This window comes from Sphingomonas cellulosilytica, assembly GCF_052321755.1.
Lineage (GTDB): Bacteria > Pseudomonadota > Alphaproteobacteria > Sphingomonadales > Sphingomonadaceae > Sphingomonas.
On the sequence record NZ_JBQRTT010000008.1, the window covers coordinates 96,449 to 121,851 of the forward strand.

The 25,403-nt window shown below is 69.6% G+C and carries 20 protein-coding genes; 4 read left to right on the top strand and 16 right to left on the bottom strand.

Going from position 1 to position 25,403, the window contains the following annotated elements; translation table 11 throughout:
• Positions 1-6: 6 nt before the first annotated feature.
• Positions 7-1,299 carry an MFS transporter gene (locus ACTZQ5_RS12510; RefSeq protein ID WP_443585518.1) on the top strand — a complete coding sequence of 431 codons (1,293 nt, stop codon included), beginning with the start codon at positions 7-9 and terminating at the stop codon, positions 1,297-1,299.
• Positions 1,300-1,386: 87 nt separating this feature from the next.
• Here the strand turns inward: ACTZQ5_RS12510 and ACTZQ5_RS12515 are convergent, their stop codons facing one another.
• The 8 genes from ACTZQ5_RS12515 to ACTZQ5_RS12550 all read right to left on the bottom strand — a co-directional run bounded on the left by ACTZQ5_RS12515 (position 1,387) and on the right by ACTZQ5_RS12550 (position 9,848).
• Positions 1,387-2,157 (bottom strand): enoyl-CoA hydratase/isomerase family protein, encoded by a 771-nt coding sequence (locus tag ACTZQ5_RS12515; RefSeq protein WP_443585519.1) that lies wholly within the window; start codon positions 2,155-2,157, stop codon positions 1,387-1,389.
• 11 nt (positions 2,158-2,168) lie between these two features.
• Positions 2,169-3,272: a carbohydrate ABC transporter substrate-binding protein gene (locus tag ACTZQ5_RS12520; RefSeq protein ID WP_443585520.1), complete on the bottom strand. Its 1,104-nt coding sequence runs from the start codon at positions 3,270-3,272 to the stop codon at positions 2,169-2,171.
• Positions 3,272-4,459: a CaiB/BaiF CoA transferase family protein gene (locus ACTZQ5_RS12525; protein WP_443585521.1), complete on the bottom strand. Its 1,188-nt coding sequence runs from the start codon at positions 4,457-4,459 to the stop codon at positions 3,272-3,274. The genes ACTZQ5_RS12520 and ACTZQ5_RS12525 overlap by 1 nt, the downstream gene beginning before the upstream one ends.
• Before the next feature lie 12 nt (positions 4,460-4,471).
• Entirely contained in the window at positions 4,472-5,218 is a 747-nt protein-coding gene (locus ACTZQ5_RS12530; RefSeq protein WP_443585522.1) for an SDR family NAD(P)-dependent oxidoreductase, read from the bottom strand.
• A 2-nt stretch (positions 5,219-5,220) separates the two neighbouring features.
• Positions 5,221-6,396, bottom strand: a complete 1,176-nt coding sequence (locus ACTZQ5_RS12535; RefSeq protein ID WP_443585523.1) for an aldose 1-epimerase family protein — start codon at positions 6,394-6,396, stop codon at positions 5,221-5,223.
• Positions 6,397-6,466: 70 nt separating this feature from the next.
• Positions 6,467-7,246: a kinase gene (locus ACTZQ5_RS12540; RefSeq protein ID WP_443585524.1), complete on the bottom strand. Its 780-nt coding sequence runs from the start codon at positions 7,244-7,246 to the stop codon at positions 6,467-6,469.
• 2 nt (positions 7,247-7,248) lie between these two features.
• Positions 7,249-8,223, bottom strand: coding sequence for a 2-hydroxyacid dehydrogenase (locus tag ACTZQ5_RS12545; protein WP_443585525.1), 975 nt, complete (start codon positions 8,221-8,223; stop codon positions 7,249-7,251).
• Positions 8,220-9,848, bottom strand: a complete 1,629-nt coding sequence (locus ACTZQ5_RS12550) for a rhamnogalacturonidase (RefSeq protein WP_443585526.1) — start codon at positions 9,846-9,848, stop codon at positions 8,220-8,222. Before ACTZQ5_RS12550 ends, ACTZQ5_RS12545 begins: the two co-directional genes overlap by 4 nt.
• 134 nt (positions 9,849-9,982) lie before the next feature.
• On the opposite strand from ACTZQ5_RS12550, the gene ACTZQ5_RS12555 reads away from it, so the two are divergent.
• Positions 9,983-12,751 carry a TonB-dependent receptor gene (locus ACTZQ5_RS12555; RefSeq protein ID WP_443585527.1) on the top strand — a complete coding sequence of 923 codons (2,769 nt, stop codon included), beginning with the start codon at positions 9,983-9,985 and terminating at the stop codon, positions 12,749-12,751.
• A gap of 64 nt (positions 12,752-12,815) precedes the next feature.
• On the opposite strand, the gene ACTZQ5_RS12560 is transcribed toward ACTZQ5_RS12555, so the two are convergent.
• Positions 12,816-13,133, bottom strand: a complete 318-nt coding sequence (locus ACTZQ5_RS12560) for a DMT family transporter (protein WP_443585528.1) — start codon at positions 13,131-13,133, stop codon at positions 12,816-12,818.
• Between the two features lie 73 nt (positions 13,134-13,206).
• Here ACTZQ5_RS12560 and ACTZQ5_RS12565 point away from each other — a divergent pair, with 73 nt between their 5' ends.
• Positions 13,207-14,109, top strand: coding sequence for a sialate O-acetylesterase (locus ACTZQ5_RS12565; RefSeq protein WP_443585529.1), 903 nt, complete (start codon positions 13,207-13,209; stop codon positions 14,107-14,109).
• Between the two features lie 55 nt (positions 14,110-14,164).
• On the opposite strand, the gene ACTZQ5_RS12570 is transcribed toward ACTZQ5_RS12565, so the two are convergent.
• Positions 14,165-14,677, bottom strand: a complete 513-nt coding sequence (locus tag ACTZQ5_RS12570; protein ID WP_443585530.1) for a Ros/MucR family transcriptional regulator — start codon at positions 14,675-14,677, stop codon at positions 14,165-14,167.
• Between the two features lie 259 nt (positions 14,678-14,936).
• Between ACTZQ5_RS12570 and nhaA the strand changes: the two genes are divergently transcribed.
• Entirely contained in the window at positions 14,937-16,325 is a 1,389-nt protein-coding gene (nhaA, locus tag ACTZQ5_RS12575) for a Na+/H+ antiporter NhaA (protein ID WP_443585531.1), read from the top strand.
• Here nhaA and cobA read toward each other — a convergent pair.
• The 6 genes from cobA to ACTZQ5_RS12605 all read right to left on the bottom strand — a co-directional run bounded on the left by cobA (position 16,280) and on the right by ACTZQ5_RS12605 (position 25,054).
• Entirely contained in the window at positions 16,280-17,068 is a 789-nt protein-coding gene (cobA, locus tag ACTZQ5_RS12580) for a uroporphyrinogen-III C-methyltransferase (RefSeq protein WP_443585532.1), read from the bottom strand. The two genes, nhaA and cobA, sit on opposite strands and share 46 nt — an antisense overlap.
• On the bottom strand, positions 17,058-19,646 hold the full coding sequence (locus ACTZQ5_RS12585; RefSeq protein WP_443585533.1) for a molybdopterin-dependent oxidoreductase: 2,589 nt from the start codon (positions 19,644-19,646) through the stop codon (positions 17,058-17,060). Before ACTZQ5_RS12585 ends, cobA begins: the two co-directional genes overlap by 11 nt.
• A gap of 142 nt (positions 19,647-19,788) precedes the next feature.
• A complete protein-coding gene (gene nirD, locus ACTZQ5_RS12590) occupies positions 19,789-20,127 on the bottom strand; it encodes a nitrite reductase small subunit NirD (RefSeq protein WP_443585534.1) in 339 nt (112 codons plus the stop codon).
• Positions 20,124-22,607, bottom strand: a complete 2,484-nt coding sequence (gene nirB / locus ACTZQ5_RS12595) for a nitrite reductase large subunit NirB (protein ID WP_443585535.1) — start codon at positions 22,605-22,607, stop codon at positions 20,124-20,126. The genes nirD and nirB overlap by 4 nt, the downstream gene beginning before the upstream one ends.
• Positions 22,604-23,812 (bottom strand): alginate export family protein, encoded by a 1,209-nt coding sequence (locus ACTZQ5_RS12600; protein WP_443585536.1) that lies wholly within the window; start codon positions 23,810-23,812, stop codon positions 22,604-22,606. The genes nirB and ACTZQ5_RS12600 overlap by 4 nt, the downstream gene beginning before the upstream one ends.
• Before the next feature lie 6 nt (positions 23,813-23,818).
• Positions 23,819-25,054 (bottom strand): nitrate/nitrite transporter, encoded by a 1,236-nt coding sequence (locus ACTZQ5_RS12605; RefSeq protein ID WP_443585537.1) that lies wholly within the window; start codon positions 25,052-25,054, stop codon positions 23,819-23,821.
• Between the last annotated feature and the right edge of the window lie 349 nt (positions 25,055-25,403).

Sequence of the window (25,403 nt, forward strand, 5' to 3'; positions counted from 1 at the left end):
GAGGCGATGGCGATCCACGCCGACGATGCCGCCGCGCTGATCGCGGGCGAGGGGCATGCCGTCGGCCGCGCCAAATGGCTGCTGCTGGGATCGCTGACCGCGGTCTTCTTCGTGCTGCTGGCGCTTTATTGCGGCGTGCTGTCGGTGCTGCTGCCCAACCAGATCGCCGCGCTCGATCCGGCGCACAAGGCGCGCGACCTCGCCATCGTCTTTGCCGTCACCTCCGTGTTCAGCACGCTGGCGACGCCGATCGCGGGTGCGCTGTCGGACGGGACGCGGACGCGCTGGGGCCGGCGGACGCCGTGGATCGTGCTGGGCTCGCTCGCCGGCGCCGCCTGCCTGTTCGCGGTGTCGCAGGTCGAGGACCTATGGCTCATCACCACCTTGTGGGTCGGCGCGGCGATCGCGCTCAATGCCATGCAGGCGGCGATCACCACCGTCGTCGCCGATCGCTTCCGCGTCGAGGAACGCGGCACGGCGTCGGGCTTCGTCGGCGCTGGGATGACCGCGGGCGGCACCGTCGGCATCGTGCTGGCGGGATCGATCGCGGCGCACCTGACGCTCGCCTATGCGCTGTTCGCCGGCGGCATCGCGCTGGTCTGCATCGCCTTCGTGATCCTCAACCCCGAACCGCCCGTGCATGCACCCGTGGTGCGCCGCCGGTTCTCCCTGCGCGGTTTCCTGTCCTCCTTCTGGATTTCGCCGCGCGATCATCCCGATTTCGCCTGGGCGTTCCTCGGCCGCTTCACCATCTACATGGGCTATCAGGGGATCGTCACCTACCTGCTCTACATCCTGCAGGACCATATCCACCTCAGCACCGCCGATGCCAACCGGACGATCGCGACGCTGTCGTCGATCACCTTCGTCGCGCTGGTGATCTCGGCGTTCGGATCGGGGCTGATCTCCGACCGGATCGGGCGGCGCAAGCCCTTGGTGTTCCTCTCCAGCCTGACGATGGGCGTCGCATTGGTCGTGCCGCTGCTGCTGCCGACGATGGAGGGGATGTACGGCTATGCCGTGCTGATCGGCCTCGGCTACGGCGCCTTCATGTCGGTCGACATGGCGCTGATGACGCAGGTGCTGCCCAAGCGCACCGGCAAGCACGCCGCGGAGGCGACCGGCAAGGACCTCGGCATCCTGACGACCGCGGTCAACATCCCGCAGATCCTCAGCCCGGTGATGGCGGCGTGGCTGCTCGGCATCTCCGGCAACGACTATCGCGTGCTGTTCGTCGCGGCGATCGCCTTCGTCTTCGCCGGATCGCTGTTCGTGCTGCCGATCCGCTCCGTGCGATAAACAGACACCGCTCGCCCTGAGCTTGTCGAAGGGCCTCAAGCCTCACCTGTGCTTCGACAGGCTCAGCACGAACGATTTAGTGTTAGATCAGCGCCGCCGGAACACCGGCGCGCGCTTCTCGGCGAAGGCGGCGCGGCCTTCGCGGGCGTCCTCGGTGGCGAAGCAGATCGCCTGGAGGTCGCGCTCATATTCCATCGCCTTGTCGAGCGGCATCGACACCGCGGCGCGCAGGTTGAGCTTGGCCGTCTCGGCCGCGATCGGCGCGCGCGATGCGATGGCGGTGGCGATGGCGCGGGCGCGCTCCATCAACCCGTCTGCCGCGACGACTTCGCTGACGAGGCCCCAGTGCAGCGCGGTCTGCGCATCGATCGCATCGCCCGTCATCACCATCAGCGCCGCATTCGACATGCCGATCGAATGGGCGAGCATCGCCGCCATGCCGCCGCCGCCGATCCAGCCGAGCTTGATCTCCGGCGCGGCGAACTTCGCGGTGTCGGACGCGATGCGGATGTCGCACGACAGCGCCGTCTCCAGTCCGCCGCCCAGCGCATAGCCGTTGACCGCGGCGATGCTCGGCTTGGACAGCGCATGGATCGCGTCGCAATAATCGTCGCGGTTGCGGAAGTCCCACGCCGTCGCATAGCTGTCGAGCGTCGCGATGTCCGATCCGGCGCAGAACGCCTTCGGCCCGGCGCCGGTGATGATGACGCAGCGGATCGTCGTGCTGCGGTTGCATTCCTCCACCGCGGCGACGATCGCCTTGGACATGGCGGGGGTGGCGGCGTTGAGCTTCTCGGGCCGGTTGAGCGTGATCGTGGCGACCGCTCCGTCGACGGCGAACAGCAGGGTGTCGGTCATGGAAGGTCCTTCTACAGTTCGGCGCCGGCCGGGCGGTGGCGGCGCCAGGCGTCCTCCAGTCCGGCTAGGATCGCGGCATGGGCGGTGCCGGCGCCAAGGCCGTCGCGGATCAACGCCGACGCGTCCGTCTGGAAGGCGATGGCGCCGTCGAACCGCGGGCGCACATAAGCGTGCTCGATCGTGGCGGCGGTGTTGCGGTAGAAATCGCCCGCTGCGGCGTTCACGCGCGTGTCCGCCCAGGCATCGCGGCGGCTCGGCTGGCCGGCATGATCGGGGATGAAGCCGGACTGCGCCTGCGGACCCATCAGCCAGCGCAGGTGATCGAGCAGGTCGGGCGTCAGCGCCGCGCGCCGGGACAGGCCGATGCCGGTGCCGCCGAGCGTCGATCCCCGGCGACCGCCGGTGTGCGCAGCCGGCGCGTCGGCGAAGCGGATCGGCCGCCTCGCCGTGGCATAATTCACATAGCCGTAGACCAGCGGACACAGCGCGACCGCATCGCCCTGCGTCATCGCCTCCAGCAGCCCGATCGGGTTGAGCGCACGCACCGGCTCCGGCGTACCTGCGGCGAGCGGCGCCATGATCGCCAGCACGGCACGCCCGGTATCCGCATCGACGAACCGCTCCGGATCGCGCGGCGCACCGGCGTCGATCGCCGCGGCGATCGACTGGAACGACAAGGCGGCATGCGGCCCGGCCAGCGACAGGGCCACCGGTTCGCGCAATGCCAGCACCGCGTCCCACGTATCGGGCAGCGGCCCGTCGATCAGGTCGGCCCGTGCCGCCATCACCTGCGTCGCGGCATCGAGCGGCAGCGCCCAATGCCGGCCGCCGTACCGATAGCTCGCCAGCGACGGCCCGATCGCCGCCTCGCCCCAGGCGGCGATCTCCTGCGGCGCGAACACCTCCTCCAGCGCCAGCAGGCAATCGCCCGCCACCGCTTCGCCGACATGCGGATGATCGAGCACCACCAGGTCGTAGCGGGCGGTGAGGTCGGCGATCGGATGCGCCTCGAACCCTTCGAGCGGCTGGCGATCCCAGGCGATCAGCTCGCCCGCCGCCGCAGTCAGCGCCGCATAGCCGCGCGGATGATCCCAGGTCAGGCCACGATAGCGCATCAGTCCTGCCGCACCGCGCCCGACGCGATCAGCCGGTCGATCGCTTCGGCATCCATCCCCGCCTCGCCCAGGATTTCGCGGCTGTGCTCGCCGATCTGCGGTGCGCCGCGCGTCACGCCTGCCGGGGTCGCGGCGAAGCGGATCGGGAAGCCGGGCGTCTTGACCCGGCCTTCGCTGGGGTGGTCGTATTCGACGAAGGTGCCGTTATGCGCGATCTGCGGATCGGCGACGACGTCGGCATAGCCGTAGACCGGGCCGGACCAGACATCGTGCGTGCGGAACAGGTCGAGCCATTCCGCACTCGTCCGCGTCGCCAGCCGCTCGCGCGTCGCGGCGAAGATCGCGTCGCGATGCACCCAGCTGTCCGCCTCGTCATCCATGTCGGCGAAGCTCGGTTCGCCGATCAGCTCGCCGAACGTCTTGAGGTTGGCAAAGGCGACGACGATGAACCCGTCCGCCGTCGCGAACACCCCATAAGGCGAGCGGATGTAGCTGTGCGCATGCGGCTCGGCCGAGCGCGTCTGCGGCTTGCCGCCGGCGGTGAAGACCGACATCTCCTGCATCTGGAACGCGACCACCGCGTCGAGCATGTTGACCTCGACCAATTGTCCCTCGCCGGTGCGCTCGCGGTGCAGCAAGGCGGCGAGCGCGCCTTCGAACGCGGAATAGGCGGTCACCGCATCGGCGAGGAACTGGCCCGCCGGGGCAGGGGGATCGCCCGCACGCCCTGCCGACAGCATCGCGCCCGACATCGCCTGCAGGATCAGGTCCTGCCCCGGCCGGTCGACATAGGGGCCGCTCTCACCGAACCCGGACATGGAGACATAGACCAGCCGCGGGTTGATCGCCGACAGGGTGGCGTAGTCGACACCCAGTCGCTTGGCGACGCCGGGCCGGTAATTCTGGATGAAGACGTCCGCCGTCTTCACCAGTTCGAGCAGGATCGCCTTGCCCTCGTCGCTCTTGAGGTCGATCGCCAGCGAACGCTTGTTGCGGTTCAGCGACAGGAACGAGGTGTTGATGCGGTTGCCGTTGGCCCCGCCCGCCGAGCGAAAGCGCTGCCATTCGCCCGCGGTCGGTTCCACCTTCACCACATCGGCGCCGAGATCGCCCATGCGCTGCGCCGCGAACGGCCCCGCCATCGCGATCGAACAATCGAGCACGCGATAGCCGCTCAAGATTCCCACGGGTGTATCCCTTCAGTGCATGACCCAGCCGCCATCGACGTTCAGCGTCTGGCCGGTGATGAACCCCGCATCGTCGGAGGCGAGGAAGGCGAGGGCGGTGGCGATGTCGGCGGGCGTGCCGCGCCGCTTCACCGCCTGATGATCCAGCACGAACCGGGTATAGCCCTCGGGGTCGGGATGGATCGTCTCGGCATCGGTCGGAAAGGCGCCGGGCGCGACCGCGTTGACGGTGATGCCGTCGCCGCCGAACTCGCGCGCCCAGGCCCGCGTCAGCCCGACCAGCGCGCCCTTGGACGCGACATAGGGGGAAAGCGACGCCCAGCCGCCGTAGAAGGTGACGCTGGCGATGTTGACGATACGCCCCCAGCGCTGCGCCTTCATGCCGGGCAGCGCCGCCTGCACCGCGACGATGCCGGCGTCGACATTGACGCGCTGCACCGCCTGATGCTCCTCGATCGTGTAATCCTCGAACGCGCGCGAGGGATAGATCGCGGCGTTGTTGATGACCACGTCGATCCCGCCGAGCGCATCGCGGACCTGCTCCAGATCGGCGCGGAAGCGGGGGAGGTCGGACAGGTCGGTGTCGAGCGCGACCAGCCGCTCGCGATGCTCCGCGGACGTGCCGTCGATCAGCGCCGCCAGCCGGTCGCTGCCGCGATCGGCGGCGATCACCTGCGCGCCGAGGCTGAGAAAGTGTCGCGTCGTCGGCGCGCCGAGGCCGCCCGCGGCACCGGTGAGCAGGATGCGCTTGCCCGCCATGCTCATCGCACGATCGCCGGATAGTCGCCGCTCGGCTCCGGAAAGGGATCGGCGGGCTGCTCCGCGATGCCGCGGATGCGCGCCTCCGCCGCAGCAAGAGCGTCGCGGCCATCGAGTACGGTGAAGATCGTGTCGTAGCGCCGCTCCTCGCCATGCTCCAGTTCGATCAACTCGCCCCGCTCGCGCGCGAAGCTTTTGCCGAGCACGTGGTTGGTCGAGGGCTCGATTCCCAGCGCATATTGCCCAGCCTGCAACGCCTGCCATTCGTATTGGCAGGGGAATTGCGCCTTCGCCGTCTCGACCTGGAAGCCGAAGCCGAGCGCGTCGTTGACCAGCGCCACCGGCACACGGCCGTCGGCATCGGCCGCCATCTCGTGCTGCCACACCTGTTCGTGGAAGGCGGCCTGCGGTGCAGGGATCGCCGCATAGCCGACGCCGCTCGCCCGATAGCCCTCGCCGGCGTGCGCCGCCCACACCACGTCGCGGATCGGCGCGAGGTAGCGTGCGCCCTCCGCCAGCACCGGGTGGCCGACGTTTATATGGTAGAGCAGCATGTGCGGCGTGCGGTAGAAGCCGTGGTTGACGACGCGGTCGTGCAGCCGGATCGCATCGCCGCCGACATCCGCCTCGATACGGCGGACGAGGTGCAGGTCCTCGCCGAACATCGTCGCCTGCTGCACCACGCCCTCGCACCACAGGATGCAGCGGTCGCCCTCCCAGCGCTCGCCATAGCCGGTCAGCCGGGCAGGGATGGTGCCGACGCGGCCGTGCAGCGACGAGGCGACGCGCTGACGCGGCCCGTAATTGTAGTGGCCGGCCTCGTCGTCGTGCATGAAGAGCGTGTGATCGAGCCCGGCGGTCACCATCAGTCCCGAAAACGAGCGCAGCCAGGCGAGCCCCCCTTCGCCCTCATATTCGTGCAGGCCGGGGTGGCGGAAGCCGGTCGGCGAATGCCAGCCGATCGCGCGGCCGCGGTGTTCGCAATCGGCGATGTCCATGCAGCGATCGACCAGCACGGTGAAGCGCAAGCCCGTGCCGGTGCGGAATTCGAGGCAGCGGATGCCGCGTTCCACGCCATCGCCCAGCGTCATCAGCCGGACGCCCGCGAACTGGCTCAGGCTGCCGGCATGTTCGGCCAGCGCGCGCGGCGAATAGCTGCGGTCGTACAGCGCGACCATGGCTGCGGCTCCTCTCGATCGACGGTTGGCGAGGATGTACGTCGATAGATCAGTAGTGGCAACAGAAATATCAGATGATGGTGCGGTTCGGGTCGAGCGCGATCGTTGCGTCCGCCCGGCCCGGCATCTCCTTCAGGATATGGCGGGTCAGCCGCTCGTAATGCCGGATGAAGCGGTCGATGCCCGCATCGCTCATCCCGCCTCCGGTAGCGCGGCGCAGCGCCTGTTCCTGTTCGATCCGCCAGCCGCGCACGACGCCGAAATCGGGCGCGCGGAGCAGCACCAGCCGGTCGAGCCGCGCGAACAGCGCCCGATACGGCCCGGCGAGTTGATCGTTGACGTAACGCCGCCAGCGGCCGTCACCGTCCTCGTCCGCCTCCAGCGCATTGACCGGTTCGACAAGCGCGGCATCGGCCTGAGGCACCGCGCCGACGCACCAGCCCTCGAACAGCAGCACGCGCAGGTCCGGCGGGGTCAGCGGCCACGCGTCGGTCGGCGCACGATCGTCCACCGCCTTGTCGAAGCGGGGAAGGCGCACCGTCCCGCCCCGTGCGAGTCCGTCGAGCAGCGCGATGCCGAGGCCCACATCATGTGTCCCCGGCACGCCGCGCGTGCGGAGCAGCGGGTGCACCGTCGCGGCGAGGCTCACCCGCTCGGCGAGCGTCAGATACAGGTCGTCGAGCGACAGGACCGCGGTCGCCAGCCCCTCCGCCGTCAGCCGTTCGGCGGCGCGGGCGGCGGCGGTGCTCTTGCCGCTGCCCTGCGCGCCGCACAGGCCGATCACGACGGGCCGCGCCGATCCGGCAGCAGCGTCGCGCGCCACCGCCGACAGGATCGCCGCGGCCTCCACGCTCAGGCGACCCGGTCGGGCAGCGGCTCGCCGGCGAAAAAGGCATCGAGGTTCGCCAGCACGCGCATGCCCATGGCGGTCCGCGCCTCGATCGTCGCGCTGCCCAGGTGTGGCAGCAGCACCGCATTCTCGCAGGCGAGCAGGGCCGGCGCGACGGCCGGCTCGCCTTCGTAGACGTCGAGCCCCGCCGCCCCGATCCGGCCCTCGGTCAGGGCCGCGGCCAGCGCCGCTTCGTCGATCACCGATCCGCGCGCGGTGTTGACCAGCACCGCATCGCGCCGCATCCGCCGCAGCAACGCCGCATCGACCAGGTGATGCGTCGCCGCGCCGCCCGGCACATGCAGCGACAGCACGTCGCACCGCTCCGCCAGGTCCTCTGCCGACGCCACCCAGGTCGCGGCATGCCGCGCCTCCACCTCGGGCGCGGCGCGGGTGCGGCTGGTGTAGAGGATCGTCATGCCGAAGCCGCCCCGTGCACGGTCGGCGGTCGCCTGCGCGATCCGGCCGAAGCCGATCAGGCCCAGCGTCTTGCCGGTGATGCTGCGCCCGACGAGGTGCGTCGGGTGCCAGCCCGGCCAGCCGCCGGCGCGCAGCTGCCGTTCGCCCTCGCCGGCGCGGCGGGCGGCGGCGAGCATCAGCAGGATCGCAAGCTCCGCCGTCGCATCGGTCAGCACGTCCGGCGTGTTGGTGACCGCGATCCGCGCCGCCGCGGCGGCGTCGCGGTCGATATGTTCGAAGCCCGCGCCGTAATTGGCGATGATGCGCGTGCGCGGCGCCTCATGCGCCAGCACGGTGGCGTCGATGCGATCGGTGATCGTCGTCGCGACGGCGTCGTATTCGGCCAGCGCCGCGTGCAGCACGTCGCCCGACAGCGCGCGGTCGTCGCGGTTGAACGTGGCGTCGTAGCGCTCCGCCATCATCTGCTCGACAGCATCGGGCAGGCGGCGGGTGACGAGCAGGCGCGGGCGCGCGCTCATGCGATCCGCTCGACGCGGCCGACGCTGATGCCGCTGCTGTCGCGCGTCACCACCGCGCTCGACCGGTCGCGCTGCGTCGCGAGTCCGTCGACGATCGCCCCGCGCACGTCCTCCAGCACCACCGCCGGCCGCGCATCCGCGGCATCGGTGGTGACCGTCACGTCGCGCAAGGCAAGCCCGCGCGCATGTCGCCCGAAGAAGCCGAAGGCGGGCAGCGTCCCCATGAAGCTCACCTCCAGGCTAGTCTCGCGCCGGTCCTCCGGCACGCGCGCCGCATCGGCCGCGGTGCCGCCGCCGCGATGCTGGACGTGGATGCCATCGAAGCTGATATCCTCCACCGGCGCATCGGCGATGCCGGCGACGCCGCACGGGTAGCGCGGATCGGCGCCGGAGACGGTGATATCGCTGAACCGCACCCGGCGGCAGCGGCCGACCGGCGTACCGGCCGGCGCGCGCAGCCGCGCCGCCTGGTGCACGAACAGCGGATGGTTGACCGGATCGCGCAGCACGATGCCCGATATGCTGACATCCTCCAGCGTGCCGCCGTCGACGGTGCCGATCAGGATGCCGCGGCTGTTGGTGCAGGTGCAGTCGCTGATCCGGATGTTGCGAAAGCCGCCGTTGCTCTCGGTGCCGAGCTTGATCCGCCCCAGCGGCCCGGTGCGATCCGGCCCGACATAGTCGGATGGCTGGTAGCTGCCGTCGAGCAGGCTGCCCATGCGATAACCGCTGGTCTTGCAGCCGATGATCGTCACGTCCTCGCAACCCACGTTGCGGCCCAGCGCATAGCTGCTCTTCAGCACGATGGCGTCGTCCTTGGGGGCGTTGACCAGGCAGTTGGTGATGCGCACGTCGCGGCTGCAATCGACGTCGATGCCGTCGCGATCGGTGTCGATCGTCAGATTGTCGATGGCAAGGTTGGTCACGCCGTGCACGATCACGCAGAAATGCCCGCCCTGCAACACGGTGAAATCGCGGAGCAGCACATTGCGGCAGTTGCGCATGCCGATCGTCTTGTTGGCGCGGCCGTTCTGCGCGCGTTCCTTGGGATCGCGCAGCCGCAGTTCGCGGGCGCTGACGCCGAGCGCGGCCGGGGATTGCCAGCCCTCGCGCTTGTGCCAGCGATCGCCCGGCCCCTCGCGATCGAGCCCCAGGCCGTGGAACATGCCCGGCCCCAGGATCGCGATGTTGGTGGCGCCATCGGCATAGACCAGGCTGTTGTGGATGTGGGTGATGCCGAAATCCTGGAACTGCTCGTCCAGGTCGTTCTCCGGCAGGTCGTAGCGCGCGCCGTGCGTCGCCGGATCGGCCGCCTCGACCACCGCGCCCGCGCCCAGGTACAAGGTGACACGGTCGAGCAGGCGGATCGAGAAGCACAGATAGCGTCCGGCGGGCACGACGACGGTGCCGCCGCCCGCCGCATGCGCCGCCTTGATGGCCCGATTGATCGCCGCGCTGTCGATCGTCCTGCCGTCGCCACGCGCACCATAGGTCCGCACATCGTACAGCAGGGGCGAGGCACGCTGCGCCCAGGCGGGCAGGGGCGTCAGCAACCCGAACAGCCCGGCCGTCACCAGCCGCCGGTCAACGCCGTCCGCCTGCATTTCACGCGTGATTCCAGACACTCCCGAACTCCTCTCGCGCCCTCGGTTCAACAGGGCTCTTGACCATAAATCTCACAAGTCTATGATGAGATATCAGATAGTGCTTTTGGCATTTCTTGGTCAAGTCAAAGACGGCCGCTACGAGGGGATAGACGATGAAGGCGAGGACGCTCCACATCCTGGCGGGGATCGCGACCGGGGTTCTGGCCCAGGCGCTGGCGATGCCGGCAGCGGCGCAGACCAGCCCGGCCAATCAGGAGGTGCCGGCCACCACCACGCCGCCCGCCGCCGACCCCACCTCGCCGCCATCCTCGATCGACACGGCGGCGCAAGAGGGCGAGGACATCGTCGTCACGGGCATCCGCCGCACCATCCAGCAGTCGATCGATATCAAGCGCAACAGTATCAACTCGGTCGATTCGATCACCACCGAGGATATCGGCAAGCTGCCCGACCAGAATGTCGCGGAATCCTTGCAACGCGTGCCGGGCGTGACGATCGAGCGCAACCGCGGCGACGGCCAGTTCGTCTCGGTCCGCGGCCTCGGCCCCGATTTCAATGCGGTGACCGTCAACGGCCGCGTCATCGCCACGGACAATCCCGGCCGCCGCTTCAGCTTCGATATCATCCCCTCCGAACTGATCGTCGGCGCCGACGTCTACAAGAGCCCGACCGCGGCGATCAACGGCGCCAGCATCGGCGCCACCGTCAACATCCGCACCATCCGCCCGCTCGACCAGAAGCCGCTGGTGATCGCCGGCAGCGCGCGCGGCTTCTACAACGAAATGTCGGGCAATGTCGGGCCGGAACTCTCGGGGCTGGCCAGCTATCACAATGCCGCCGGCACCTTCGGCCTGGCGCTCGTCGCCTCCTACGAGAACCGCAAGCAGCGCAGCGACGAATTCACCATCGGCGCCGGCCATGTGAAGCGCAGCAGCATCAACCCGGGCGACTATTTCTACAATCGCACCGGCCCCAATGTCGCGCCCTTTTCCAACGTCGACATGCCGTCCAACCTCTCGCCGTTCTTCGTCTTCCGGGACCGCGAGCGCCTCGGCCTCAACGGCACCGCGCAATATCGCCCGGTCGAGAACCTGACGCTGACCGTCGACGGCCTCTATTCGCGGCTGCGGCAGGTCGATCGCTACGTCGGCCTCGCCTATGATTTCAGCGGCGGCCGCATCGTCGACCAGGTCGTGCAGAACGGCTCGGCGGTCTATCAGAAGATCGAGGGCGGCTTCGTCGACGAGATCATCCAGCAGACGCCGCGCCGTTCCGACACCTATCAGATCGGCTCCAACCTCGAATGGAAGACGGGCGATTTCCGCATCGCCTTCGACGCCTCCTATTCGGCGGCGAAGACCAACGTGCGCGACGACAATTACTTCACGACGATCCGCCGCACCGGCATGACCATGTCCTATGACCGGCGCTCGGGCAGCCCGCTCTACGATTACGATTTCTCCAGCCCCGCCTATCCCAACGCACCGGTCGATACGACGCATATCGGCGCGCATTACTTCATCGTCGGCGGCGACAAGCGCAAGGACGATACGCTCGAATACAAGCTGGACGGCAAGTGGGACAATGGCGGCCCGGTCGCGATCAGCGTCGGCGCATCGCGCCAGCGCCGCATCAAGACGGTGGATACCACCGCGCAATCCTTCGCGGGGCAATGCGCCTTCTGCGGCGGCACGATCTACTACCCGCTGCCCTCGTCGCTGTTCCGTCCGACCAGCCTCGGCTTCTTCGCCAAGCAGGAGGCGAACATCGTGCGCGACTGGATCGACTACGATCCCGCCGCGCTGGTGCAGGCGCTGCGCGACTATCGCACCGCCGACGGCCGCTCGCTGTTCGTCGATCCGACCTACGATCCCTCGCAAAGCTCGCGGGTCAGCGAGCGGGTGTGGCTGGGCTATGCGATGCTCGACATGAAGGGTGAATTCCTCGGCCTGCCGATCGCCGCCAACGCCGGGCTGCGGGTGGAGGACACGCGCTTCACCTCATCGGGCGCCGCGCGCACGATCATCAGCGCACGGCCCAATGGCCTCGGGCAGAACATCATCCAGGTCAGCCCGGTCGTCCCGGTCAGCTTCGCCGGCCATTACACCGATTTCCTGCCCTCGGTGAACATCCGGCTCGACCTCACCGCCAAGCTCGTCGCCCGTTTCGCCGCCTCGCGCGTGATGACGCGGCCGACGCTCACCGATTTGTCGCCGGCGCAGAGCATCCAGACCAATCCGGGCAACGAGACGATCCGCCGCGGCAATCCCGACCTGCTGCCGTTCCGCGCCTCGCAGGCGGAATTCGGCCTCGAATATTATTTTTCGCGTCTCGGCCTGCTGTCAGCGACCGCCTTCTACAAGTCGATCGACTCCTTCGTCAGCCTGCGCACCACGCCGCAACGGGTCGATCAGGTCACCTTCCAGGTGACGCAGCCGACCAACGGGCAGGGCGCGACGGTGAAGGGCGTCGAGGTCGGCTATCGCCAGGTGTTCGACTTCCTGCCCGGCCTGCTCAGCGGCTTCGGCACGGAAGCGAGCTATACCCGCACCGAAAGCAGCGCCAATTACACCAACGCGGTGACCGGCGTCAGCTACGGCCTCGAAGGGCTGTCGAAGAACAGCTACACGATCGTCGGCTTCTACGAAAAGGGGCCGTTGCAGGCGCGGCTCGCCTATACCTGGCGCGACCGGTTCCTGCAGGTGGCGAGCGGGCGCAACGGCGACCCCGAATATTTCGCCCCTTATGGCCAGCTCGACGGCAGCATCTCCTTCGCGCTCACCGACAATATCTCGCTGATGGCGGAGGCGCTCAACCTCACCGACACCAACGAGTTCATCTATTCGACGGTCGAAAGCCGGACCAAGGAATATCGCACCACCGGACGCCGCTACGCGTTCGGCGCCCGCGTCCGCTTCTGATCTCCTGACCCCTTCCTCCCACCTGGGGGCGGCCTCGCGTGCGCGGGAGGCCGCCCCTTCTTTTTCAGGGGGTGGCGAGCTTCATCAGCACCAGGCCGCCGACGATCAGCAGCGCCGCGACCAGCCGCAGCGGCGTCATCGCCTCGCCCAGTATCAGCACGCCGACGGTAAAGGCACCGACCGCGCCGACGCCGGTCCAGACGGTATAGGCGGTGCCGAGCGGCAACGCGCGCATCGCCCAGGATAACAGGCCGAAGCTCACCAGCATGCCGGCGATGGTGATGACGCTCGGCCAGAGCCGGGTGAAGCCGTGCGATTGTTTCATCGCGGTCGCCCAGACGATTTCGAACAGGCCGGCGATGATGAGAACGATCCATGCCATGACGGCAGCCTCCACGGATTGCGAGTGCCGCCGGGCCGTCCCGGTCTTGATGCTCCCCAGGGGAGGCGGGAACGTGGTCGCCGCAGCGGCCCGTTACCCCAGGCGCCGGTCGCTCGGCAAGCATGGCTTCCCGATCGATCCCCGTTATGGAATGATCGTACGGGTGACGCACCTGCCATTCCCGTTCGCGCTCGGCGCTGCCGTGCTGCTCGCCGGCGCCGCGCCGGTCCCCGCCGGACCGCCGGTCGACGTCTACATCCTCGCCGGCCAATCCAACATGTCGGGCCGCGGCGCGCTGGCCGACCTGACGCAGGCAGAGCGCGCGGTCGACCCCGCCATCCTGCTCTACGGCAACGACGGCCGGTGGAGACCGGCACGCGAGCCGCTCGACGATGCGGCCGGCCAGAACGATCCCGTGTCGGCGGACGCGAAGGCGGCGGTCGGCCCCGGCCTGTTCTTCGCTCGCGCCCTGCCGCGCGCGCCGGGACGGCGCATCGCGCTGCTGCCCTGCGCCAAGGGCGGATCGTCCATGGCGCAATGGACGCCGGCGCCGGGCCGCGACACGCTGTACGGCTCCTGCATGCAGCGCGTCCGGCAGGCCGGCGGCCGGGTGGCCGGCCTGCTCTGGTATCAGGGGGAAACGGATGCGCAGGATATGGCGCAGGCGGCCAGATGGTCGGGCCGGATGCGGACGCTGATCGCCGCATTCCGCCGCGACCTGCGCGCTGCACGGCTGCCGGCGGTCGTCGTCACGCTGGCCGATCGGCCCGATCGCAACGCGGCGCGGTTTCCTGCCTGGGCGGCAGTGCAGGGCCAGCAGGCCAGCCTCGATCTGCCGGGGGTCGCGCTCGTGCCCGCCGCGGGGCTGCCGCTATTGGCGGACGGACTGCACCTCGACACCGCGGCACAGCGTGCGCTCGGCCGGCGCATCGCGGCGGCGATGACCCGCCTGCAACATCGCGCCGCCGACCGCTGAACGAAGGGGGGGAAGGGCGGCGCGCACCGTCGGATGCGCGCGCCGCCCTCCGTAATTACTCGGCCGAGCCGAGCGTGTCCTTGGCGGCCTGCAATGCGGCCTTGCCGCCCTTGCGCGCCGTCTTGGCGGCGTCGCCGGCCGCGCGCTCGACCTTCTGCCCGGCCTTGCGGCCGAGGCCGATCGTCTTGGCCATCGCGCTGCGGCTCTCGCTGTAGGACGGCGCCACCATCGGATAGTCCGGGCGCAGGCCGTAGCGCTGGCGATAGTCGTCGGGGGTCAGGCCGTGCGTCGACAGGTGGCGACGCAGCGTGCGGTAGGGCTTGCCGTCGATCAGCGAGATGATGTGATCGCGCGACGCCAGCGACTTGCGCACCGACACGGCGGGCGTGTGCTCCTGCGTGCCCTGGTCGGGCTCCGCGGCATCGGGGCTCGCCAGCTTGCCGACCGCGGCATGCATCGACTGGAGGAAGGCCGGCACGTCGTCGGCCGAGGTACGTGTATTGGGGTTGCTCAACCAGGCAATGGTGAGTTCGGTGGCAAGCTCGACCGTATTGATCTCGGTATTCATGGGCACTCGCTTTATCGTACGGGGGTTCTGCCAACCATAGTCGGACCGGCCGGCCCCACAATAAAAGATTGCATGGGCGAGAAAGTCAAAGCACTATTTCGAAACGCAGTGATCGAGAACGTGATCGTTCTATAGTGAAGAACGGCCGCGGCTGTGGCGTCCCGTCCGATGCTGACATAGTTATCGATGATCTTCAGCCCCGCGGAACGTCGTGCCCGCTCGACCGTATGCTGATCGAATCGCAGGAGAATGCACGATCATGGCGCTCACCCCCCGCCTGTCCGGGCGTGTTGCGGCGCGGGCGCACCATTCCCCGGCGGCGAAGCTGTTGCAGAAGATCGAGCCGTTCTTCGCCATCGGCCAGGTGTCGGGCGGTCCGCTGCTTATCGCCACGGTGATCGCGCTGGTCATCGTCAATTCGCCCTGGGGCGCCGACTATATCCGCCTGTGGGATCGGCCCGTGCGGGTGAGCTACGGCGCGTGGGCGATCGCACGACCGGCCGCGGAATGGATCAACGATGCGCTGATGCCGCTGTTCTTCCTCATCATCGGTACGGAGGTGAAGCGCGAATTCGTCAAGGGCTCGCTCGCCTCGCTGCGCACCGCCGTGTTCCCGGTGGCCGGCGCGATCGGCGGGCTGGTGGTGCCGGTCGGCATCTATCTCGCCTTCAACTACGGCACGTCGACGCAGCATGGCTGGGGCGTCGTCGCGGCGATGGATACCGCGTTCAGTCTGGCGATCGTCGCGATGTTCACCACGCGCCTGCCCGCCGCGGTGCGGGCGGTGCTGCTCGCCTTCGCCGCGATCGACGATGTCTTCGGCCTGCTCGTCATCGCCGTCGCCTATACGGCGGAAATCCACCTGTGGTTTCTGCTCGCGGCGGGGGTCGCCTATGCCTGTATCCTCGCGCTGCTGCGGGTGCATTGGGTGGCGCCGATCCCCTATGTGCTGCTGGGGGTGATCGTGTGGATCGGCGTGTTCGGATCGGGCATCCACCCGACCATCGCCGGCGTCGCCGTCGGCCTGCTGCTGCCGACCAGCTCGCGCCTGTCGGAAGGGCGGTTCGCCGAGCGCGTCCAGCGCCCGGTCGACGAGTTCAAGGCCGCGCACGCTGCCGCCGAAGATGCGCCCGATCCGACCGCGGCCGAAGAGGCGCGCGAGGAGGCGCAGGTCCGGCTCGGCTATATCCACGAAATGGCGGCGGCGACCGACGAGGCGGCGGAGCGGCTGGTCCGCGTCCTGACGCCCTGGGTATCCTATGTGGTGCTGCCGCTGTTCGCGCTGTCCAACGTGCGCATCCATTTCTCGGCGGACCTGATCGGCGAGGCGGTGCATTCGCCGCTCGCGCTCGGCGTGGTCGCCGGCCTGGCGCTCGGCAAGCCGCTGGGGTTCCTCGGCGCGACCTGGGCGGCGACGCGGCTCGGCCATGCCGAATTGCCCGAAGGCGTCACCTGGCGGATGGTGCTCGGCATCGGCGGCGTCGCCGGCATCGGCTTCACCATCTCGCTGTTCATCGCCGAACTTGCCTTCGCCGACCCGGTCCAGACCGAGCAGGCGGGGCTCGCCATCCTCGTCGCCTCGCTGATCTCCGGCCTGTTCGGCTATGCGATCTTCTGGAGGGCGGCGGCGCCGGCGGAGCGGTCGTAGGCGGGCGGGCGCTGCCCCATCGCCGCGCCGATCAGCAGCAGCGCCGGATCGCGCTCGCCGATCGCCCGGACGAGGAAGGCGAGCGCATCCAGCCGCCCATGGATCAGCCGCTCGTCGGGCAGCGACACGTTGACCGCCACCACCACCGGCGTATCCGCCGCCAGGCCGGCGCGGATCAGCTGGCCCGACACCTCGCCCGCCGCCGCGCGGCCCATGTAGACCGCCAGCGTCGCGTCGGGCCGCGCCAGCGCCTGCCAGTCGAGATCGAGCGGCTCCGCCCCCCGCGCATGCGCGGTCACCAGCGTCAGGGTACGGGCAAGGCCGCGCAGCGTCAGCGACAGCGTGCCCGACGCCGCCGCCGCGCTCGCCGCGGTGATGCCGGGGCAGACGTGCACCGGAATGCCCTGCGCCGCACAGGCGTGGATCTCCTCGGTCGCGCGGCCGAACACCGCAGGGTCGCCGCCCTTCAGCCGCACGACGCGCTTGCCCGCCAGCGCGGCCGCGACGATCAGCCGGTCGATCGTGCCCTGGTCCTTCGAATGGCGGCCCGACCGCTTGCCGACCCCGACCCGCTCGGCACGGTCCGGGATCAGCGCCAGCACGCCCGGCCCGACCAGAGCGTCGTAGAAGACGATATCGGCGGCGGCGATCAGCCGTTCCGCCTTGCGGGTCAGCAGGTCGGGATCGCCCGGCCCGGCGCCGACCAGCCAGACCGTACCGGGTGCGATGACGTCATGCGGCATGGGTGCGTCCTTCCTGCAGGATGCGGGCGAGTGCCGGCCGGCACGACCCGCAGTTGGTGCCGGCCTTCAGCGCGCCGCCGATCGCGGCGACATCGGTCAGCCGCTGTTCGGCGATCGCGGCGAGGATCGTCGTCAGTCCGACATCGAAACAGGCGCAGACGATCGGCCCGCGATCCACCTGCACCCCCGGCGCGCGCCCGGCGAGCAGCGTCGGCGCCGCCCGTGCCTCGACAAGCTGCGCCACCAGCCAGTCGCGCGGCGGCAGGCTGCCGTCGCGGGTGACGAACAGCGCGGCGGCGAGGCGACCGTCGCGCAAGGTCGCGATCCGCCGCGTGCCACGAGCGGCGTCGATCGCCTCCAGCCGCTCGCCCGCCGGCAGCAGCGCATCGAGCGCCGCCGGATCGCCGTCGCCCGCCACGTCCCACAGCGTTCCGCACGGCACCGCGATGCGCGTCGCCCACAGGCAGTCGGGCGGCGCCGCCACCTCGTCCGCCAGCACGGCAAAGCCGCGCCACGTCGTCGTCACCGCCGCGATCCGCGCCGGCGTCGCCTTGAAGCCGGGCTGGCCGGAGATCGGGTCGGCCAGCGGGCGCGGCAGCAGGCCGGTGCGTCCGCCGGTCGACGTCCGATCGGTCCAGTGGATCGGCGTGAACAGTTCGCCGCGCCGCTGTGCCTCGGTCACCCGCACCCGGAACAGGCTGTCGCCCTGCGGCGTCGCCACCCGCGCCAGGCCGCCGTCGACCAGCGCCAGCGCGGCGGCATCGTCGGGATGCACCTCGACCAGCGGTTCCTCGCGATGACGCGCGAGCTTGGGCGACAGGCCGGTCCGCGTCATGCTGTGCCACTGGTCGCGATAGCGGCCGGTGTTGAGCGTCATCGGCCAGTCGGACAGGGGCGGGGCCAGCGGCTTCTGCGCCACCGCCACCAGCCGCGCGCGGCCATCGGGCGTCGCGAAGCGCCCGTCGGCGAACGGCGTGCCACCCCAGCGGAACGGCGGCATCGCATCGTAGAAGGCATTGCCGATCGCGGCCTGGCCCGGCAACGCAAACAGGCGCGTACCCTCGTTCTCATAGGTCGACAGCCGGCAATGCTCGCGCCACACGTCGGCGGCCCGCCCATAAGGAAAGGCGGTCTTCCACCCCATCCGCCGGCCGACCTCGCTGACGATCCACCAGTCGGGCTTCGCCTCGCCGGGCAGCGCCAGAAAGGCACGCTGGCGGCTGATCGTGCGATCGGAATTGGTGACGGTCCCGTCCTTTTCCCCCCAGGCGGCGGCGGGCAGCCGGACGTGCGCGTGGACGCTGGTGTCGGTCGTCTCCATCACGTCGCTGACCACGACGAACGGGCAGGCGGCCAGCGCCTCGCGCACCCGGCCGGCATCGGGCATCGACACGGCGGGATTGGTCGCCATCACCCACAAAGCCTTGATCCGGCCGCGGCCCAGTTCGCGGAACAGGTCGACCGCCTTCAGCCCCGGCTTCGTCGCCATGTTCGGCGCCGCCCAGAACCGGCCGACGCGCGCCACGTTCTCCGGCGCGAAATCCATATGCGCCGCCAGCGACGAGGCGAGCCCGCCGACCTCGCGCCCGCCCATCGCATTGGGCTGGCCGGTGATCGAGAAGGGCGCCGCCCCCGGCGTGCCGATCCGCGCGGTCGCGAGATGGACGTTGAGGATCGCATTGACCTGATCGGTGCCGGCCAGCGACTGGTTCACCCCCTGGCTGAACAGCGTCACCGTCCGTGGATTGGCGACGAACAGGTCGAAGAAACGGCGCAGGTCGTCCGCCGCCACGTCGCAGGCGCGCGCCGTCGACCACAGGTCGCTGCCACCGGCAAACGCCCAGAAGTCCTCCGGCACGGCGACATGGCGCGCCAGATAGGCGTCATCCACCACCCCGGCGGCGCGGCACCAGGCGAGCAGCCCCTGCATCAGCGCGACGTCGCTGTCCGGCCGGATGGCGAGGTGCAGGTCCGCTTCCTCCGCCGTTTCGGTGCGGCGCGGATCGACGACGACCAGCTTCGCCCCCGCCGCGCAGCGCGCGCGGATCCGCTGGTAGACGATCGGGTGGCACCAGGCGGTGTTGCTGCCGACCAGCACGATCAGGTCGGCGGCATCGAGATCGTCGTAGCTCGCCGGCACCACGTCCTCGCCGAACGCCCGCACATGACCGGCGACCGCGCTCGCCATGCACAGCCGCGAATTGGTGTCGATGTTGGCCGAGCCGATGAACCCCTTCATCAGCTTGTTGGCGACGTAATAATCCTCGGTCAGCAACTGGCCCGAGACGTAGAAGGCGACGCTGTTCGGCCCATGCCGCGCGATCGTTTCGCGAAAGCGGCGGGCGACGAGATCGAGCGCCTTGTCCCACGACGCGCGCCTGCGCCCGATCATCGGCGTCAGCAGCCGGCCTTCCAGGCCGATCGTCTCGCCGAGGTGCGTACCCTTCGAACACAGCCGGCCGCGGTTGGCCGGATGATCGGGATCGCCGGCGATGGTCGCCGTCCGCGCACCGGTCGGCGTGGCGACGATCCCGCAGCCGACACCGCAATAGGCACAGGTGGTGCGGACGCTCATCATTCCTCCCCGGCACGGGGAGGGGGACCAGCGAAGCTGGTGGAGGGGGGCTTCCGCGAGCGATGCCCCTTGTGGATAGCCCCCTCCACCACGCCGCTGCGCGTCGCGGTCCCCCTCCCCGTGCCGGGGAGGATTGCGCCGCACCTCACGCCGCCGCCTGCAGCACGCTGGTCCGGCAGATCAGCACCCGCCCGCCGCTCACCTTCACCGGCACCACCGGCGTGCAGCCCTTGTCCTCGCCCAGCGCCTCGCCGGTGGTGAGCGATATGCGCCAGTTATGCAGCGGACACGCCACCGCGCCGCCGTGGACGATCCCCTGGCTGAGGCGCCCGTGCTTGTGCGGGCAGCGGTCCAGCAACGCGAACACCTTGCCCTCGCCGGTGCGGAACACGGCGATGTCGTCGCCGCCCGCCACCTGCACCGTGCGGCTGCCGCGCACCGGGATCTCGTTCACCCAGCCGATATCGAGCCATTCGCCGGTCATGCCAGCACCTCTTCCCTGGGAGTGAACACCGCCATCGGTGCATGCTGTTCGCGGTCCTCGCCGCCGACGCGCGCCGCCCACGGATCGTCCTGCGAAAAGGACTGGGAATGGAGGAAGCGCCCCGCCAGCGCATCGCGACCCTCGGCATCGTCGGCGATGCGTTCGCGGATGTAATCCACCCCGACCCGCTCAATCCACGGCGCGGTGCGCTCCAGATAGCGCGCCTCCTCGCGGTACAGCTGGATGAAGGCGGCGCAGTGATGCATCGCCTCCGCCTCGGTCGCGACGCGGCAGAGCAGGTCGGTGGCGCGCACCTTGATGCCGCCATTGCCGCCGACGTGCAGCTCGTAGCCGCTGTCGACGCAGACGATCCCGAAATCCTTGATCGTCGCCTCGGCGCAATTGCGCGGGCAGCCGCTGACCGCGATCTTGAACTTGTGCGGCATCCAGCTGCCCCAGGTCATCCGCTCGACCTTGACGCCCAGCCCGGTCGAATCCTGCGTGCCGAACCGGCACCATTCCGATCCGACGCAGGTCTTCACCGTGCGCAGCGACTTGCCGTAGGCGTGGCCCGAGACCATGCCGGCGGCGTTGAGATCCGCCCAGACCGCGGGCAGATCCTCCTTTTTGATCCCGAAGATGTCGAGCCGCTGGCCGCCGGTCACCTTGACCATCGGCGCGTTGAACTTCTCGACCACGTCGGCGATCGCGCGCAGCTCCTTGGGGTTGGTCAGGCCGCCCCACATCCGCGGCACCACCGAATAGGTGCCGTCCTTCTGGATGTTGGCGTGCAGCCGCTCGTTGACGAAGCGGCTCTGCTGGTCGTCCTTGTAGGCGCCGGGCAGCGCGCAGAGCAGGTAGTAATTGAGCGCCGGCCGGCACGACGAACAGCCGTCTGGCGTCGTCCAGTGCAGTCGCTGCATCACCTCCGGGATCGATCGCATGCCTTGGGCGACGATCTCGCGCCGCACGTCGTCGTGGCCGAAGCTGGTGCATTTGCACAAGGTCTTCGGTCCTGCCTGCACCTCGTCGCCGAGCGTGAGCGCGAGGATGCTCTCGACCAGCCCGGTGCACGACCCGCAACTCGCCGACGCCTTGCACCCGGCGCGGACCGCATCCAGGCTGCGCGCGCCTTTGGCGATGCAGGCGACGACCTGCCCCTTGCTGACGCCGTTGCAGCCGCAGATCTCCGCCTCGTCGGAGAGCGCCGCAACGGCCGCCTTAGGGTCCGCCGCGCCGCCTCCCGCGGCGAAGGCCTGGCCGAAGATCAGCATGTCGCGGATGGCGGACACGTCCTCGCCGCGCCTCAGCAGGTCGAAATACCAGCCGCCGTCCGCGGTATCGCCATACAGCACCGCGCCGACTACCTTGTCGCCGCGCACCACCACGCGCTTGTAGACCCCGCGCGATGCGTCGCGCAGCACGATGTCCTCGGCCCCGTCGCCGCCGGCGAAATCGCCCGCCGAGAAGACGTCGAGCCCGGCGACCTTCAGCTTGGTCGAGGTGACCGACCCACGATAGCCGCTGTGCCGCTCGGTCAGTCCGTCGGCGAGCGCCCGGCACATGTCCCACAGCGGCGCGACGAGGCCGTAGACGGTGCCGTCATGCTCCACGCATTCGCCGACCGCCAGCACCCGCGGATCGCTGGTCACCATATGGTCGTCGACCATGATGCCGCGCCCCACCTCGATCCCGGCACTGCGCGCCAGCGCCACCGACGGACGGATGCCGACCGCCATGACGACGAGGCTCGCCGGGATCACCGTGCCATCCTTCAGTTGGACGCCCTCGACATGGCTGTCGCCCAGAATGGCGGCGGTATGCGCCTCGGTCAGGATCGTCTGCCCGCGCGCCTCCAGCGCCTGCTTCAGCAGCCAGCCCGCCGCTTCGTCCAGCTGCCGCTCCATCAGCGTCGGCATCAGGTGGATCACCGTCACCTTCATGCCGCGCAGGGTCAGCCCGTGCGCCGCCTCCAGCCCGAGCAGCCCGCCACCGATCACCACCGCATCGCCGCCCCGCTCGGCGGCGCCCAGCATGTGGTCGACGTCGGCCATGTCGCGAAAGCTGATGACGCCCGGCAGGTCCTTGCCCGGCACCGGGATGATGAAGGGGTCGGACCCGGTCGCGATCAGCAGACGGTCGTAGCCGACCGTCCGCCCCGACCGCGCGGTCACCGTCCGCGCCGTCCGGTCGATCGCCTCGACCGGGTCGCTCGCGATCAGCTCGATGCCGTTGCCCGCATACCAGGCCAGGTCGTTGATGACGATATCGTCGAAGCTCTTCTCGCCCGCCAGCACCGGTGACAGCATGATCCGATTGTAGTTCACATGCGGTTCGGCACCGAAGATCGTCACGCGATAGCGGTGCGGATCGCGCGCGATCAGCTCCTCCACCGCGCGGCAGCCGGCCATGCCGTTGCCGATGACGACGAGATGCTCCCGCACGGTGGCGTCGGGTGTGATGGGCGAGTGTTGCGTCATAGGGTCCAGTCCAGTTGGAGCCAGAGTTTGCGCACGTCGGTGAACAGGCGGTCGGCCTGGTAATCGGCGTAGCGGATGCTTGCGGTGGTGCGGCGGCCGACCCTGGCCTGCGCGAGCAGGTTCAGCGTGTCGCCATAGTGGCGGACCAGCCGGTCGCTCTCCATGCGATGATAGGCAGCGACCAGCGTCACGGCCTGCAGCGGCCCGAGCTGCTTCCAGCCCCAGCCCGCGCTGGCGTAGAGGTCGCGCACCCCGTCGGGCGGCGTCGGGTTGAACCGGTCGGTCCAGCCCTGGAACTTGAACACCGCGGCGAGCGGCGTCTGGAAGCTGGTGAGCGCGATGCCCTTGCTGGCGCCCAGCACCTCGTAGCCGCCGCCGAGCCGCGGCCCGCCGAAATCGACCCCGGCGTCCGCCAGCCAGTAGCTCGCGGCATAATCGTTGGGGTTGCGGTGGTAATCGGACTGGCGGGCATGGCTCGCCTGCCACGTCACCACCGTTCGGCCGAACGCGCGGCTCCCGGCGAGCCGCGCGCCATAGCTCTGGCTCGACAGGCGATAGCCCTGCACGACCGCCTCGTCCTGGTCGACGAGATAGGCAAAGCCGGTCAGCGTCCCCACCGGGGTCGCCACGCCCAGCGTCGCGAACACGTTGTTGCCGCTCACCGCCTGCTGGCGCGTGCCGGCGCCGTCGATGCCCCAGACGGTGCGGACGCCCCAGGCATAGGTCACGTCCGCCCTGACGCCCTTCACCGGCGTCACCTCCGCCCGCACCGCGTCGAAGGTCTGGCCGTTGTTGCGGATGCCGGCCGCGCCGACGAAGCGTTCGTCCTCCAGCGCGATCCGCTGCCGTCCGGCGGTGACGGTCAGCGCCGGGCTGCGATATTGCAGCTGCGCCCGATAGAGCGCGATGTTCTGCGGATCGGCGATCAGCGGCCGCTGCGTCGCCGATCCGTGCAGCCCGTCGAAATAGTCGGGCACGATGGCAAGGTTGCCCTGCGCCTCGGCCAGCGCCGACCAGCGCCCGTCGCTCACCTGCACGCCGCTGCGGATGCGCGCCGTCACCGCATCGCTATCCTCGGGCAGGCCGCCCTGCTCGACATGCTCGTGGCGCAGCCGTGCCTCGACCAGCGGCGTGATCGTCTGCGCCGCAGCGGGAACCGCGGCGCAGGTGAGGACGGGCAGGAGGGTGGCGTAAGTCAGACGCATGGTGGTTCAGAGCCGTACGGTTCCGGCGGCGCCCCAGCGCGCACGCCATCCCCGCTTCACTAGCGTGAGGCCGGCGAGCGCCGCCAGTGCGAGCCCGGCGAAGATCAGGAACCCGGGCGCGAAGCTGCCCGTCCACTGCTTGGCGAGGCCGAGCGACGAGGCGAGGTAGAAGCCGCCGATGCCGCCGGCGAAGCCGACCAGCCCGGTCATCACCCCGATCTCCCGGGCGAAGCGCTGCGGCACCAGCTGGAACACCGCGCCATTGCCCGTGCCGAGCGCCAGCATCGCCAGCACGAAACAGCCAAGCGCCGCCCCGACGCTCCCCGCCATGCTGACGCCGACCAGCGCCAGCGCGGCGATGGCGAACACCGCGGTCAGCGCCTTCACCCCGCCGACCGCATCGGCCAGCGCGCCGCCCATCGGCCGCACCAGCGACCCCGCGAACACGCAGGCCGCGGTGCAATAGCCCGCCTGGATCGTGGTCAGTCCGAAGCGATCGGTGAAATAGATCGGCAGGCTGGCCGCCAGCCCGACGAACCCGCCGAAGGTGACCGCGTAGAAGCCCATCAGCCACCAGGCATCGGCGCTCCCGAGCGGCGTCAGATACTGGCCGAAGCTCTTGGGCGCCGGCGGATTGGGCGCATCCTTCGCCATCAGCCAATAGGCGACCAGCACGGCGGTGAGCGGCAGGCAGGCAAGGCCCAGCACTGCGTTCCAGCCGAAGAGCTTGGCGAGGGCAGGGGCGAACAGCGCGGCGAGCACCGTTCCCGAATTGCCCATGCCGGCAAGGCCCATCGCCTTGCCCTGGTGTTCGGGCGGATACCAGCGGCTGGCCAGCGGCAGCGCGATCGCGAAGGACGCGCCGGCAAAGCCCAGGATCACCCCCAGCGCCAGCGTGCCGCCGAAGCTGTTCACCCCCAGCGCCCAGGCGGCGGCGAGCCCGACGATGACGATCACCTGGCTGATCGCCCCCGCCGTCTTCGGGCCGATCCGGTCGACCAGCAGCCCGTTGACGACGCGCAGCACCGCACCCGCCAGCGTCGGCGTCGCCACCATCAGCCCCTTTTCGGCGGGCGTCAGCGCCAGCGTCCGCGCGATCTCCGGCGCCAGCGGCCCGAGCAGCACCCACACCATGAAGGCGAGGTCGAAATACAGGAATGCGGCGATCAGCGTCGGCGTGTGCCCGCTCGCCCAGAAGCCGCTGCGTGCCTCGCTCTTGCCGTCCCAAAATGCCGTTGCCATGCCCGCGTGTCCCCTTGGCGAAAAGACAAAGAAAAAGCCGCCAGGACGACGGCCATCGCTGGCAGCATCCTGGCGGCTTCGTTGCCGTCGGCGGACCGGCTTCAGCCTGCGTCCGTCGTCGCGATACCGGCCCCCCGTTGGACCGGCACCGCGTCTATCTCATGTCCGGCATCCTTGCCCGACGCATGGGAAGCTGCCTGATTCGCGAGCAAGGCGCAACCCCATTTCGCACCCGCAGCAAATTGGATCCCGCCGTTCCTTCTCCTCCGTCATCCCCGCGAAGGCGGGGATCCATAGTCGCAGGTCGTCGGGCTCCTTCCGCAAACGTCAGCCAATATGGATCCCCGCC

What these genes read in the sequence shown, in the direction of transcription:
- ACTZQ5_RS12600 (WP_443585536.1), bottom strand. Translation starts at nt 23,812, where the DNA reads ATGCGTCTGACTTACGCCACCCTCCTGCCCGTCCTCACCTGCGCCGCG.
- ACTZQ5_RS12530 (WP_443585522.1), bottom strand. Translation starts at nt 5,218, where the DNA reads ATGGCGGGCAAGCGCATCCTGCTCACCGGTGCCGCGGGCGGCCTCGGC.
- ACTZQ5_RS12520 (WP_443585520.1), bottom strand. Translation starts at nt 3,272, where the DNA reads ATGCGCTATCGTGGCCTGACCTGGGATCATCCGCGCGGCTATGCGGCG.
- ACTZQ5_RS12515 (WP_443585519.1), bottom strand. Translation starts at nt 2,157, where the DNA reads ATGACCGACACCCTGCTGTTCGCCGTCGACGGAGCGGTCGCCACGATC.
- nirD (WP_443585534.1), bottom strand. Translation starts at nt 20,127, where the DNA reads ATGACCGGCGAATGGCTCGATATCGGCTGGGTGAACGAGATCCCGGTG.
- ACTZQ5_RS12570 (WP_443585530.1), bottom strand. Translation starts at nt 14,677, where the DNA reads ATGAATACCGAGATCAATACGGTCGAGCTTGCCACCGAACTCACCATT.
- cobA (WP_443585532.1), bottom strand. Translation starts at nt 17,068, where the DNA reads ATGCCGCATGACGTCATCGCACCCGGTACGGTCTGGCTGGTCGGCGCC.
- ACTZQ5_RS12585 (WP_443585533.1), bottom strand. Translation starts at nt 19,646, where the DNA reads ATGATGAGCGTCCGCACCACCTGTGCCTATTGCGGTGTCGGCTGCGGG.
- ACTZQ5_RS12560 (WP_443585528.1), bottom strand. Translation starts at nt 13,133, where the DNA reads ATGGCATGGATCGTTCTCATCATCGCCGGCCTGTTCGAAATCGTCTGG.
- ACTZQ5_RS12555 (WP_443585527.1), top strand. Translation starts at nt 9,983, where the DNA reads ATGAAGGCGAGGACGCTCCACATCCTGGCGGGGATCGCGACCGGGGTT.
- ACTZQ5_RS12510 (WP_443585518.1), top strand. Translation starts at nt 7, where the DNA reads ATGGCGATCCACGCCGACGATGCCGCCGCGCTGATCGCGGGCGAGGGG.
- ACTZQ5_RS12535 (WP_443585523.1), bottom strand. Translation starts at nt 6,396, where the DNA reads ATGGTCGCGCTGTACGACCGCAGCTATTCGCCGCGCGCGCTGGCCGAA.
- nirB (WP_443585535.1), bottom strand. Translation starts at nt 22,607, where the DNA reads ATGACGCAACACTCGCCCATCACACCCGACGCCACCGTGCGGGAGCAT.
- nhaA (WP_443585531.1), top strand. Translation starts at nt 14,937, where the DNA reads ATGGCGCTCACCCCCCGCCTGTCCGGGCGTGTTGCGGCGCGGGCGCAC.
- ACTZQ5_RS12605 (WP_443585537.1), bottom strand. Translation starts at nt 25,054, where the DNA reads ATGGCAACGGCATTTTGGGACGGCAAGAGCGAGGCACGCAGCGGCTTC.
- ACTZQ5_RS12545 (WP_443585525.1), bottom strand. Translation starts at nt 8,223, where the DNA reads ATGAGCGCGCGCCCGCGCCTGCTCGTCACCCGCCGCCTGCCCGATGCT.